This window comes from Variovorax sp. AC194 (assembly GCF_979257995.1).
Genome location: NZ_OZ409823.1, coordinates 4,181,249 through 4,193,011 on the forward strand (window position 1 = coordinate 4,181,249; position 11,763 = coordinate 4,193,011).

General features: G+C 67.1%; 11 protein-coding genes. 4 read left to right on the top strand and 7 right to left on the bottom strand.

Annotation, left to right across the window (positions count from 1 at the left end):
• Positions 1–6 precede the first annotated feature (6 nt).
• The gene (locus ACZYRS_RS19905) at positions 7–777 is read right to left on the bottom strand and encodes an IclR family transcriptional regulator domain-containing protein (protein ID WP_463420633.1); all 771 of its coding nucleotides are present in this window, start codon (positions 775–777) and stop codon (positions 7–9) included.
• A gap of 132 nt (positions 778–909) precedes the next feature.
• On the opposite strand from ACZYRS_RS19905, the gene pobA reads away from it, so the two are divergent.
• The gene (pobA, locus tag ACZYRS_RS19910) at positions 910–2,091 is read left to right on the top strand and encodes a 4-hydroxybenzoate 3-monooxygenase (RefSeq protein WP_463420634.1); all 1,182 of its coding nucleotides are present in this window, start codon (positions 910–912) and stop codon (positions 2,089–2,091) included.
• Here the strand turns inward: pobA and ACZYRS_RS19915 are convergent.
• From ACZYRS_RS19915 to ACZYRS_RS19930, 4 genes are read right to left on the bottom strand one after another with little or no spacing between them, the layout of a single operon-like run.
• Positions 2,088–2,492 carry an SRPBCC family protein gene (locus ACZYRS_RS19915; protein WP_463420635.1) on the bottom strand — a complete coding sequence of 135 codons (405 nt, stop codon included), beginning with the start codon at positions 2,490–2,492 and terminating at the stop codon, positions 2,088–2,090. The two genes, pobA and ACZYRS_RS19915, sit on opposite strands and share 4 nt — an antisense overlap.
• A gap of 16 nt (positions 2,493–2,508) precedes the next feature.
• Positions 2,509–2,868, bottom strand: coding sequence for a VOC family protein (locus tag ACZYRS_RS19920; protein ID WP_463420636.1), 360 nt, complete (start codon positions 2,866–2,868; stop codon positions 2,509–2,511).
• Positions 2,847–3,758: a helix-turn-helix domain-containing protein gene (locus ACZYRS_RS19925; protein WP_463420637.1), complete on the bottom strand. Its 912-nt coding sequence runs from the start codon at positions 3,756–3,758 to the stop codon at positions 2,847–2,849. The genes ACZYRS_RS19920 and ACZYRS_RS19925 overlap by 22 nt, the downstream gene beginning before the upstream one ends.
• 40 nt (positions 3,759–3,798) lie before the next feature.
• Positions 3,799–6,129 (bottom strand): xanthine dehydrogenase family protein molybdopterin-binding subunit, encoded by a 2,331-nt coding sequence (locus tag ACZYRS_RS19930; protein ID WP_463420638.1) that lies wholly within the window; start codon positions 6,127–6,129, stop codon positions 3,799–3,801.
• Positions 6,130–6,350: 221 nt separating this feature from the next.
• Between ACZYRS_RS19930 and aat the strand changes: the two genes are divergently transcribed.
• Genes aat through ACZYRS_RS19945 form a run of 3 tightly spaced genes read left to right on the top strand, consistent with a single transcriptional unit; the run spans position 6,351 to position 8,713 of the window.
• Positions 6,351–7,106, top strand: coding sequence for a leucyl/phenylalanyl-tRNA--protein transferase (gene aat / locus ACZYRS_RS19935; protein ID WP_463420639.1), 756 nt, complete (start codon positions 6,351–6,353; stop codon positions 7,104–7,106).
• A complete protein-coding gene (locus ACZYRS_RS19940; RefSeq protein WP_198784268.1) occupies positions 7,103–7,852 on the top strand; it encodes an arginyltransferase in 750 nt (249 codons plus the stop codon). Before aat ends, ACZYRS_RS19940 begins: the two co-directional genes overlap by 4 nt.
• 30 nt (positions 7,853–7,882) lie before the next feature.
• Positions 7,883–8,713 (top strand): IclR family transcriptional regulator, encoded by an 831-nt coding sequence (locus ACZYRS_RS19945; RefSeq protein ID WP_198784269.1) that lies wholly within the window; start codon positions 7,883–7,885, stop codon positions 8,711–8,713.
• 89 nt (positions 8,714–8,802) lie between these two features.
• On the opposite strand, the gene ACZYRS_RS19950 is transcribed toward ACZYRS_RS19945, so the two are convergent.
• Complete coding sequence (locus tag ACZYRS_RS19950; RefSeq protein WP_463420640.1) at positions 8,803–10,017, bottom strand: serine hydrolase; 1,215 nt, start codon at positions 10,015–10,017, stop codon at positions 8,803–8,805.
• A gap of 117 nt (positions 10,018–10,134) precedes the next feature.
• The gene (locus ACZYRS_RS19955) at positions 10,135–11,673 is read right to left on the bottom strand and encodes a 2-isopropylmalate synthase (RefSeq protein WP_463420641.1); all 1,539 of its coding nucleotides are present in this window, start codon (positions 11,671–11,673) and stop codon (positions 10,135–10,137) included.
• Positions 11,674–11,763 lie beyond the last annotated feature (90 nt).

The following is an 11,763-nucleotide window of genomic DNA, read 5'->3' on the forward strand; positions in this document are numbered from 1 at the left end:
TTCAGTTCAGAGCAGCGAGCGGACTTCGCGCGCGGCCTCGAACAGCAGCGGCAGCATCTCGCGCTGCAAGGCTTCTTCCTGGTAGCGCGTGCCCGACAGCACCACGTTGAGCGCGGCCACCGTGTGGCCCTGCATGTCGCGCAGCGGCACCGCGAGCGCCTGCACGCCGAGCTCGTGTTCCTCACTGGCAAAACAATAGTCGTCCTTGCGCGTGCGGGCGATCAGCTGGCGCAGGCCCCGCGCCTGCGTGACGGTGTGCGGCGTCAGCCGCGCGAAGTGCCGGCCCTTGAGCCACTGCGTGAGCTGGGTGGAGGCCATGGCCGCGAGCAGCACGCGCCCCGTGGAGGTCGCATGCGCCGGCAACCGCGCGCCCAGGTGCAGGCCGTAGGCCAGCACGCGCGTGGGCGTGCCGTAGCTGCCGCTGCGCGCGACGATGACGACCTCTTCGCCATCGAGCACCACGGCGGAGAACGATTCGCCGGTCTGCGCCGCGAGGCGGTTGAGCGTGGGCTGCAGCGCGCGCGGCAGGCGCGACGAGGCGAGGTAGCTCCCCGAGAAGCGCAGCACCTTGGGCGCCATCCAGAAATAGCTGCCGTCGGTCTCCAGGTACCCGAGGTGGGTGAGCGTGAGCAGGTGGCGCCGGGCGGCGGCGCGCGTGAGGCCGGCGCGCTCGGCGGCCAGCGTGGCATTGAGGCGCTGGCGCTCGGTGTCGAAGCTTTCGAGCACCGCCATTCCCTTGGCGATGCCCTCGATGAAATCGGCCTTGGCGATGGTCATTCGGGGTATGGATGGAAGTGTTGCGCGATCATCGCGCACGCGTTCGCATGATCGCACAGAGCCTCGGAATGCCGTGAACCAAGCGGCCGGCCGCGCCCTACGCTCGGCGAAACACCTCTCGGAGACACGAACATGCGCACCCAGGTCGCGATCATCGGCGCGGGCCCCGCCGGCCTTCTGCTCGGTCAACTGCTTTTCAAGGCGGGCATCGACAACGTCATCGTCGAGCGCCAGAGCGGCGACTACGTGCTCGGCCGCATTCGCGCCGGCGTGCTCGAGCAGGTGACGATGGACCTGCTGGCACGCGCCGGCGTCGATGCGCGCGCCCGCACTGAAGGCCTGCCGCACGAAGGCATCGAGTTGCTCTTCAAGGGCGCGCGGCATCGCATCGACATGCACGGCCTCACCGGCGGCAAGCAGGTCACGGTGTACGGCCAAACCGAAGTGACGCGCGACCTCATGCAAGCGCGCACCGCCGAAGGCCTCACGACGATCTACAGCGCCGCGAACGTGAGCCTGCACGACTTCGATTCGGCCCACCCGCGCGTGCGCTACGAGAAGGACGGCCAGACGCACGAGATCGAATGCGACTTCATCGCCGGCTGCGACGGCTACCACGGCGTGAGCCGCGCGAGCGTGCCGGCCGATGCGATCCAGACCTACGAGAAGGTCTACCCCTTCGGCTGGCTCGGCGTGCTGGCCGACGTGCCGCCGGTGTCGCACGAACTCATCTATGCGAACACCGAACGCGGCTTCGCGCTGTGCAGCATGCGCAGCGCCACGCGCTCGCGCTACTACGTGCAGGTGCCGACCGAGGAGCGTGTGGAGAACTGGAGCGACGAGGCTTTCTGGAACGAGCTGCGCGCGCGCCTGGACCCCGAGGCCGGCGAACGGCTGGTGACCGGCCCGTCGCTGGAGAAAAGCATCGCGCCGCTGCGCAGCTTCGTGGCCGAACCGATGCGCTTCGGCGCGCTCTTTCTCGCGGGCGATGCGGCGCACATCGTGCCGCCGACCGGCGCGAAGGGGCTGAACCTCGCGACGGCCGACGTAGGCTATCTCTCGCGTGCGTTCGAGATCTTCTACAGCGAGAAGTCGGCATCGGCGCTCGATCGTTATTCGGACCTGTGCCTGCGCCGCGTGTGGAAGGCCGAGCGCTTCTCGTGGTGGTTCACCTCGCTGATGCACCGCTTTCCCGAGACCGGCGCCTTCGGCCAGAAGATCCAGGAGGCCGAGCTCGACTACCTCGTGCATTCGCACGCAGCCTCCACCGCGCTGGCGGAGAACTATGTGGGGCTGCCGCTCGAAGACTTCTAGGCGCCCTGCCGCTCCAGCGTGGCCTTCATCGCCTCGCCGCCCTTCTCCATCATCGGCCCGACGTAGGCCGCGAATTCGTCGGGCAGCACGTCGGTGATCCACACGAAGCGGGAGCGCCCTTCGCCGTCGGCGAACACCTGCGCGGAGGCATGGTGGTGGCTCGCCTTGCCATCGGTGATGGTGTAGGCCAGGCGGCGGTTCGCCTCGTCGATGCCCATCAGCAGTTCGCGCGCGACGAGCCCGTTGGCGAAGCTCACGATGCGGGCGCCCTGCCCGTCCAGCGTGCAGCCGGTGAGGAAGCCGGGCGCGAGGCGCGTGTGCACGGCGCCGAAGTCGCGCAGCGCCTCCCAGACCTGCGCCGCATCGGCCTCGACGGTGAATTCCTTGTAGATGGTTGCCATGGTGTGTCTCCGTGCCTCAGGGGCAGACCGCCTCGACGTTGTTGCCGTCGGGATCGATCAGGAAGGCCGCGTAGTAGGTCGGGCTGTAGTCGGCGCGCGGACCGGCGCCGCCGTTGTCGGTGCCGCCGGCCTTCAGGCCCGCCTTGTGGAAGGCCGCGACGGCCTTGTGATCGGGTGCGCGGAACGCGAGGTGCGTGCCTGGTCCGTTGGCGTCCTTGGCCGCGTAGAGCCAGAGGGCCGGCGCGTCGGCCGGGCCGATGCCTGCATAGCTGTCGTCGTGGGGGCCCGGCACATGGCCGAGCGGTGCGAGTGCGGCTTCGTAGAAGCGCCGGCTCGCGGCGAGGTCTCTGACTTTCAGTCCGATGTGGTCGTACATGGCGATGGCTTTCTGCTTGATGAATGAACCAGGCGTTCATCATTGAGCAGGGCCGCCATGCGATCTTGGAGAATCTTGCGATCGCCCTTGGCGGCCTGGCGAAAGCCGCGCGGCGACACGCCGGCCGCACGGTGGAAGGTGCGAACGAAATTGCTCAGGTCGGCAAAGCCCACATCGAGGGCCACGTCGGTCACGGGCCGGTCGTCGTCCGCCAGCAGGCGGGCCGCGTGGCGCAGGCGCGAACGGACCAGGTACTGGTGCGGCGTCACGCCGAGCACCTGCGAGAACAGGCGCAGGAAATGGAAGGAGCTGAGGCCCGCTTCGGCGGCCGCGCCTTCGAGGCCGATGTCGTCGTGCGAGTTGGCGTCGATCCACATCGCGGCATCGACGGCGCGGCGCCTGTCGCGCGGCGCGGCGGACTGCGGCGACGGCTTGCCGCGGCCGCCCACCACTTCGACAAAGCGGCTCGCGAACCACATGCCCAGTTCGTCGAGGCCGACGTCGCTCTCGCCCTCGGCCGCGACCTGGGCGAGCTCGCCGAGCACCATCAGTTCGGGCAATGGCGGAAGTCCCGCGGTGCGCCAGGTCTGCCGGTCGCCGCCGACCAGGTCGACGAAGCCGGGCGAGAGGTGGAACGCCAGGCACTCGTCGCCGCAGAGGTGGTGGTCGTGGGTGCAGACATATTCGTCGCCGGGGCAGCCCACGAGCACCGAGCCGGCGACCAATTCATACGCATGGCCGCGCGTGCGATAGCCGAAGCTGCCCTTGCGCACGTAGGACACCGAATAGCCCTCGTGCATTTCGGTGAACGAGGGCGCACCCGGACCCGCGTCGCAGCGGTAGCTGGACACGCGGATCGGGTCGGTCTGCAGTTCGGTGGTGATGCGCATGGTGCTGTGCCCTTCGAACACCCTGTCGCGTGAAAGGCGCTCAGTCCACAGTGTGCATGGCCGCCCATACCCGCGACGGGCTCAGCGGCATGTGCAGGCGCGGCGCGGTCGCCGCGAGCCCGTTGCGCGCGAAGGCATCGGCCACCGCGTTCACGATGGCCGGCGTGGCGCCGATGGTGCCCAGCTCGCCCACGCCCTTCACGCCCAGCGGGTTGTTGGTGCAGGGCGTGGATTCGTCCATCTCCATGTGGAACATGGTGTCCACGATGTCGGCGCGCGGCGCGGCGTAGTCCATGAGGCTGCCGGTCACGGGCTGGCCGGTTTCGTGGTCGTACACCACCTGCTCGTACAGCGCCTGGCCGATGCCCTGCACGGCGCCGCCTTCGAGCTGGCCGCGCACGATCATCGGGTTGATCACGCGGCCCACGTCGTTGACCGAGCTGTAGGCCACCACGCTGATTTCGCCCGTGGGCGGATCGAGTTCGATCTCGCAGATGTGGCAGCCGTTGGGCCAGGTCGGGCCGGCCACGGTGCTGGTGGAGTCCACGAAGATCTCGCGATCGGGCTGCTTGCCCGCGAGCGTGAAGAGGTCGAGTTCGAGGTCGGTGCCGGCCACCGAGAAGCTGCCGCGGCTGTAGATGATGTCGTCGATGGCCGCCTCGAACTCCTGCGCCGCGAGCTCGCGCGCCTTGTCGATGGTGCGCTCCGCGCCGATGCGCACGGCCGAGCCGCCGGTGAAGAGCGAGCGGGAACCGGCGCTGCCGAAGCCGTCGCCGCGGTCGGTGTCGCCCAGCACGACGCGCACCTTCTCGATGGGCACGCCGAAGGCATCGACCGCCAGCTGCGCAAGCGACGTGGCAATGCCCTGCCCCATGGCGTTGACGGCCGAGAACACCTCGATCACGCCATCGGCCTGCACCGACACGGTGACGCGTTCTTCGAACACGTTGCCGCCGGTCCATTCGAGGAAGGTCGCGATGCCCAGGCCCCGGTGTTTGCCGTTCTTCGCGGACTCGGCGGCGCGGGCCTCGAAGCCCTGCCAGTCGGCCAGCGTGAGCGCCTGGTCCATCACCGACTCGAAATTGCCGGTGTCGTAGACCTGCGCCATCGGGTTCTTGTAGGGCATCTGGTCGGGCTGGATGAAGTTCATCCGGCGCAGGATGATGCGGTCGATGCCGGTCTGGCGCGCGGCCTCGTCCATCAGGCGTTCGATGGTGAAGATGGCCTCGGGCCGGCCCGCGCCGCGGTAGGCGCCCGTCGGCGCGGTGTTGGTGAGCACCGCCTTGAAATGGAAGTCGATGGTCTGGATGTCGTAGACGCTGGTCTGCACCCAGGGGCCGATGAGCAGCTGGATCGCGACGCCCGTGCCGGTGGCGTAGGCGCCCACGTTGGCCAGCGTCTTGATGCGCAGCGCGAGGATCTTGCCTTCGGCATCGAGCGCAAGTTCGGCCCGCGCCTCGATGTCGCGGCCGTGCGCGCTGGAGAGGAATTCCTCGCTGCGGTCGGCCACCCACTTCACGGGGCGCTGGACCTGCAGCGCGGCGAAGGCGACCGCGATGTCTTCGGGATAGGCGCCGGTCTTCATGCCGAAGCCGCCGCCCACGTCGCCCACCACCACGCGCACCTTTTCTTTCGCAAGGCCGATGGCGGCGCACACGGAATCGCGCACGCCCGAGGGCATCTGCGTGCTCATGCGGATCGTGAGGCGGTCTGTCTTGGCGTCGTGCGCGGCGAGCACCGAGCGCGGCTCGATGGTGAGCGCGACCACGCGCTGGTTGATGACGTCGAGGGCCACCACATGGGCGGCCTTGGCGAAGGCGGCGGTCGCGGCCTCGCTGCTGCCGTGGCGCATTTCGGCGGCGATGTTGCCGGAGGCCTCCTCGCACAGCTGCGGCGCGCCTTCAGCGGTGGCGCTGGCGAGGTCGACCACCATGGGCAGGTCTTCGTAGTCGACCATCACGGCCTCGGCGGCGTCGCGCGCCTGCTGCACCGTCTCCGCGATCACGGCGGCCACCGCCTCGCCCACGAAGCGCGTGCGTTCGCTCGCCATGGCGTAGCGCGGCGGGCTGGCGCTGTCGCCGCCGTCGGCACGCTTGAACCCGGCGGCGCCCGGCATCGGCTTGACGCCCGCGGCCGCCATTTCGGCGCCGGTGACGACGCGCAGCACGCCCGGCATGGCGGCGGCGGTGCTGGTGTCGATGGACACGATGCGTGCGTGCGGGTAGGGAGAGCGAAGGAAAACGAGATGCGCCTGCTCGGGGAGCGTCACGTCGTCCGTGTAGCGGCCTGCGCCTGCCAGCAGGCTTTCGTCCTCGAGGCGGCGCACCGCCTGGCCGCTGCCAAAGCGGGTGGGGTTGGGTTCAGTGGTCAACGTGGTCCTCTTGTGCTGATCCCCGGCGGGCAACGCTGGCCTGCTGGATCCGCTTATGGGGGGCAAATGGAAGCAGCACTATATGGGCTTCGGGGGTTCTTGTCCGCTTCGGAGAAAGGCTTGTGGCGCTTGGGCCGCAATCGTTTGCGAGACTGGCGGGCGGCGGCGCATTTTCCCCCATCCCGCAAGGGGTGCCGGCGAAGCCGTGTATACCTACGCCCATGCGACAACTGCCCTGGCTCGAACCCGGAGATACCCTGCCCGACCCGTCATCGGCATGGGGCGTGGCCGACCCCGTTCCCGGCCTTCTGGCGGCGGGGGGCGCACTGGATGTCGATACGCTGGTGCAGGCCTACAGCCACTGCGTCTTCCCGTGGTTCAGCGACGACCAGCCGATCCTGTGGTGGAGCCCCGATCCGCGCATGGTGCTGCAGGTGGCCGATTTCAGGCTGCACCGGTCGCTTCGCAAGACGCTGGTGCGATTCGCGGAAACGCCCGGCTGCGAAGTGCGCATCGACCATGATTTCGCGGCGGTCATCAAGGCCTGCTCGCTTTCGCCGCGCGTGGGCCAGTCGGGCACATGGATCGTGCCGGACATGGTGGAGGCCTACACGCAACTGCACGCAGCAGGCCATGCGCACAGCGTGGAAACCTGGATCGACGGCAAGCTCGCGGGCGGCCTCTACTGCGTGGCGCTGGGCCGCGCGGTGTTCGGCGAGTCGATGTTCACCCGCCGCCCGGACGCCTCGAAGATCGCCCTCGCCGCGCTGGTGAGCCTGTGCCGGCACGCCGGCGTGCAGATGATCGACTGCCAGCAGAACACCGCCCACCTCGCCAGCCTGGGCGCCCACGAAATGCCGCGCAAGCGCTTCGTCGCCCATGTGGCCAAGGCCCGGGAACAGGAGGGGCCACAGTGGCAATTCGAGCCCGTATACTGGGCTGAACTCCTTTCCGCGCGACCTCTTTCACCGACGTGACGCACCTCAAGGATCTTCCGCTTCACACGTTGCAGTTCTATGCGACGGCGCCCTATCCCTGCAGCTATCTGCCGGATCGTCAGGCCCGGTCGCAGGTGGCCACGCCCAGCCACCTGATCCACAACGACGCCTATTCCGACCTCGTGCTCAGCGGCTTCCGGCGCAGCGGCATGTTCACCTACCGGCCCTACTGCGACGGCTGCCGCGCCTGCATTCCGCTGCGGGTGCTGGCCAACAGTTTCCAGCCCACGCGCAGCCAGCGGCGCGCCGCCAAACAGCATGCCGACCTGCAGGCGCGCGTGCTCAAGCTGTGCTTCGTGCCCGAGCACTACCAGCTCTACCTGCGCTACCAGAACGGCCGCCACGCGGGTGGCGGCATGGATCACGACAGCATCGACCAGTACACCCAGTTCCTGCTGCAGAGTCGGGTCAATTCGCGGCTGGTCGAATTCCGCGAGACGCTGGCCGACGGCAGCGCGGGCGCGCTCAAGATGGTGTCGATCCTGGATGTGCTGAACGACGGCATCTCGGCCGTCTACACGTTCTACGAGCCCGACACAAGCGCCGGCTATGGCACCTACAGCGTGCTCTGGCAGATCGAGCAGGCGCGCAAGCTCGGCCTGCCGCACGTCTACCTCGGCTACTGGATCGAGCGCAGTCCCAAGATGCACTACAAGGCGCGCTTTTCGCCGCACGAAGTGCTGGTCGATGGACATTGGCAGCCATCGGGTGATTTCACAAGGTAAAATGGCGCTCGGTCATCACCGCACAGCGCCATGAGAAAAAACCAATCCGACGTTCCTGCCGTTCCCGTGATCCAGGTGATCGAGCGCATGTTTTCGCTCATCGATGTCCTGGCGTCCCGCGAGGAGGCCATCTCGCTGAAGGAAATCAGCGAGAAGACCGGGCTCCACCCTTCGACCACGCACCGCATCCTGAACGACCTGGCCGTCGGCCGTTTCGTCGACCGGCCCGAGGCGGGCAGCTACAGGCTGGGCATGCGCCTCCTGGAACTGGGCAACTTGGTGAAGGGCCGACTCAACGTGCGCGACGCCGCGCTGGGCCCGATGCGCGAGCTGCACAAGCTCACGCAGCAGCCGGTGAACCTGAGCATGCGGCAGGGCGACGAGATCGTCTACATCGAGCGCTCGTACAGCGAACGCTCGGGCATGCAGGTGGTGCGCGCCATCGGCGGACGCGCAGCGTTGCACCTCACGTCCACCGGCAAGCTTTTCCTCGCGGCCGATGACCCGGCGCGGGTGCGCAGCTACGCCACTCGCACCGGCTTGGCGGGCCACACCCGCAACAGCATCACGCAGCTGCCCGCGCTGGAGCGCGAACTGTCGAAGGCGCGCCAGTACGGCATCGCGCGCGACAACGAAGAGCTCGAACTGGGCGTGCGCTGCATGGCCGCCGGCATCTACGACGATCAGGGCAAGCTGGTGGCCGGGTTGTCGATCTCGGCGCCGGCCGATCGGCTGGACGAAGGCTGGCTGCCCAAGCTGCAGGCAACGGCCAACGAAATCTCGGGCGCGCTGGGGTTCAAGGACGGCGTGGCCGTGACGACGCCCTCCCCGGCAGGCAACGCGCCCTCAGCGGGCGCCTGAGCCTCTTTGCGGGGGCTCCGAACGACAAAGCGGGCCCATGAGGCCCGCTTTCTTTTTGTCGGCCGCTATCGCGGCGCTGCTGCTGTTGCTCAGCCCGCGACCTGGTAGCTCACATTGCGCGAAGCGGCTGGCGAGCCCGGCATGGCATGGGTCGCTTCGACCCAGCGGCGAACGCGCTCTGCATCGGCGATGCGGCTGAACTTGCCGGCCGAATCCAGGAACACCATGATCAGCTTGCGACCAGCGACCTTGGCCTGCATCACGAGGCACTGGCCCGCTTCATTGATGAAGCCCGTCTTCTGCACGCCGATTTCCCAGTCAGGACTCTTCACGAGGCGGTTGGTGGTGTTGAACTGCAGCACGCGGTTGCCGACTTCGACCTGGTATTCAGGCGAGGTGGAAAGCGAGCGCACCGTGGCATCGGAATAGGCGGCGTTGACCAGCAGCGCCAGGTCTTGCGCACTCGACTGGTTGCGGCTCGAGAGGCCCGTGGGCTCCACGTAGCGCGTGTCCTTCATGCCGAGCATCTTGGCCTTGGCATTCATGATGCTTACGAAGGTCGTGAGGCCGCCCGGGTAGGTGCGGCCCAGCGCGTGCGCCGCGCGGTTTTCGCTCGACATCAGCGCCAGGTGCAGCAGTTCGCCGCGCGAGAGCATCGTGCCGACGGTCAGGCGGGAGCGGCTGCCCTTTTCGGTGTCCACGTCGTCCTGGGTGATGGTGATGAGTTCGTCGTTCGGCAGGTGCGCTTCGCTGATGAGCAGGCCCGTCATCAGCTTGGTGAGCGAGGCGATCGGCAGCACGGCATGGTCGTTCTTGCTGAACAGCACTTCGTGGGTGTCCTGGTCGATCACGAGGGCGACGCTGGACTTCAGGTCGAGCGCGTCGTCGGTGCCGTGCAGGCCGGCCATCTGGCCGAAGGACTGGCGCGGAGGCGCCTCGACGCGCACCACCGAGCGGCGCTGGACGGCCACCACGGTCTTGCCGTTCTTCTTGCGGATGGTGGCCACCACGTTGCGGCCGCCGCGGACGATTTTTTCGGCTTTTTCGCCTCGCTCGGCACGACCGCCGCGCTGGGCGACGGTGGCGACGCGCGGCCCCTTGGCGGAGGCGCTGCGCTTGACTTCGACCGGCACCGGGCCCTTCGCCTTCTTGGCGACAGAGGTCTTGGCGGCGGCGGGCTTTTCTTTCTTGGCAGCCTGGGCGCCAGGCAGCAAAAACGCCGTGGCGCAGAGCGCGACGGCGATGAATTTGAATGCGGGTAGGAACCGCTGGCTGGAAACTCGGCGGAGACGGGCTTCAGGCATTAATAAATCTCCAGCGGCGACAAACGAGGACCGCAGTGTATCGAATTCAAAAAAGACACGCAATATCAGTTACTTGCATCCTCTTCTTCATTCGAATACCAAGGAACGCCTGAAAACCTAACCTTGCGCTGCAACTCTCTCAGCTTGGCTCTGTAACTTATTGAGAGCACTCAAATAAGCTTTTGCCGAAGCGACCACGATGTCTGGGTCTGCACCCACACCGTTGACCACCCGCCCTGCGTTTTGTAACCGAACTGTAACTTCACCTTGGCTCTCTGTCGAGCCGCTGATCGCATTCACCGAGTAAAGAACCATCTCGGCGCCGCTCTTGACGTGCGACTCGATGGCTTTCAGCGAAGCATCAACTGGGCCATTGCCGTCGGATTCTCCGGTCACTTCCTTGCCCTGGACGGTGAAGACGACTTTCGCCTGGGGGCGCTCGCCGGTTTCGCTGTGCTGGGAGAGAGAGACAAATGCAAACTGTTCGTCAACGTTCGAGAGCTCCTCCGCGCTGACGAGCGCGAGGATGTCCTCGTCGAAAATTTCGGACTTGCGGTCGGCCAACTCTTTGAAGCGCAGGAAGGCGGCGTTGATGTCGGCCTCGCTGCCCATCGTCACGCCCAGTTCCAGGAGCCGCTGCTTGAACGCGTTGCGGCCGCTGAGCTTGCCCAGCACGATCTTGTTGGCGGCCCAGCCCACGTCCTCGGCCCGCATGATCTCGTAGGTGTCGCGGGCCTTGAGCACGCCGTCCTGGTGGATGCCCGAGGCGTGCGCGAAGGCGTTGGCGCCCACCACGGCCTTGTTGGGCTGCACCACGAAACCGGTCGTCTGGCTCACCATGCGACTCGCGGCCACGATGTGCTGGGTGTCGATGTTCAGGTCGAGCCCGAAGTAGTCGCGGCGGGTCTTCACGGCCATCACCACTTCCTCGAGCGAACAGTTGCCCGCGCGTTCGCCCAGACCGTTGATCGTGCATTCGACCTGGCGTGCGCCGCCGATCTTCACGCCGGCCAGCGAGTTGGCCACGGCCATGCCCAGGTCGTTGTGGCAGTGCACGGACCAGATCGCCTTGTCGCTGTTGGGAACGCGCTCGCGCAGCATCTTGATGAAGTTGCCGTAGAGCTCGGGGATGGCGTAGCCGACGGTGTCGGGCACGTTGATGGTGGTGGCGCCTTCGGCGATCACGGTTTCGAGCACGCGGCACAGAAAGTCCGGGTCGCTGCGGTAGCCGTCCTCGGGGCTGAACTCCACGTCGCTCACGAGGTTGCGCGCAAAACGCACGGAGAGCTTCGCCTGCTCGTACACCTCGTCGGGCGACATGCGCAGCTTCTTTTCCATGTGCAGCGGCGACGTCGCGATGAACGTGTGGATGCGGCCTCGCGCGGCGCCCTTGAGGGCTTCCGCGGCACGCGAGATGTCGCGATCGTTGGCGCGCGAGAGGCCGCACACCGTCGAATCCTTGATCGCATTGGCGATCGCCTTGACCGCCTCGAAGTCGCCGTTCGAACTGGCCGGAAAGCCCGCCTCGATGACATCGACCTTCAGCCGCTCGAGCTGCTTGGCGATGCGCATCTTCTCGTCGCGCGTCATGGAGGCGCCGGGCGATTGCTCGCCGTCGCGCAAGGTGGTGTCGAAAATAATGAGTTGGTCAGCCATCGTGAATCTCCTTGGGTTTATTCAGCCATCGATCAGGCCGACGCCGGGCCGCTCCCAAAGCGGCCAGCGGCCCCCTCGGGGGGCAGCGAC

What these genes read in the sequence shown, in the direction of transcription:
- ACZYRS_RS19905 (WP_463420633.1), bottom strand. Translation starts at nt 777, where the DNA reads ATGACCATCGCCAAGGCCGATTTCATCGAGGGCATCGCCAAGGGAATG.
- pobA (WP_463420634.1), top strand. Translation starts at nt 910, where the DNA reads ATGCGCACCCAGGTCGCGATCATCGGCGCGGGCCCCGCCGGCCTTCTG.
- ACZYRS_RS19915 (WP_463420635.1), bottom strand. Translation starts at nt 2,492, where the DNA reads ATGGCAACCATCTACAAGGAATTCACCGTCGAGGCCGATGCGGCGCAG.
- ACZYRS_RS19920 (WP_463420636.1), bottom strand. Translation starts at nt 2,868, where the DNA reads ATGTACGACCACATCGGACTGAAAGTCAGAGACCTCGCCGCGAGCCGG.
- ACZYRS_RS19925 (WP_463420637.1), bottom strand. Translation starts at nt 3,758, where the DNA reads ATGCGCATCACCACCGAACTGCAGACCGACCCGATCCGCGTGTCCAGC.
- aat (WP_463420639.1), top strand. Translation starts at nt 6,351, where the DNA reads ATGCGACAACTGCCCTGGCTCGAACCCGGAGATACCCTGCCCGACCCG.
- ACZYRS_RS19945 (WP_198784269.1), top strand. Translation starts at nt 7,883, where the DNA reads ATGAGAAAAAACCAATCCGACGTTCCTGCCGTTCCCGTGATCCAGGTG.
- ACZYRS_RS19950 (WP_463420640.1), bottom strand. Translation starts at nt 10,017, where the DNA reads ATGCCTGAAGCCCGTCTCCGCCGAGTTTCCAGCCAGCGGTTCCTACCC.
- ACZYRS_RS19955 (WP_463420641.1), bottom strand. Translation starts at nt 11,673, where the DNA reads ATGGCTGACCAACTCATTATTTTCGACACCACCTTGCGCGACGGCGAG.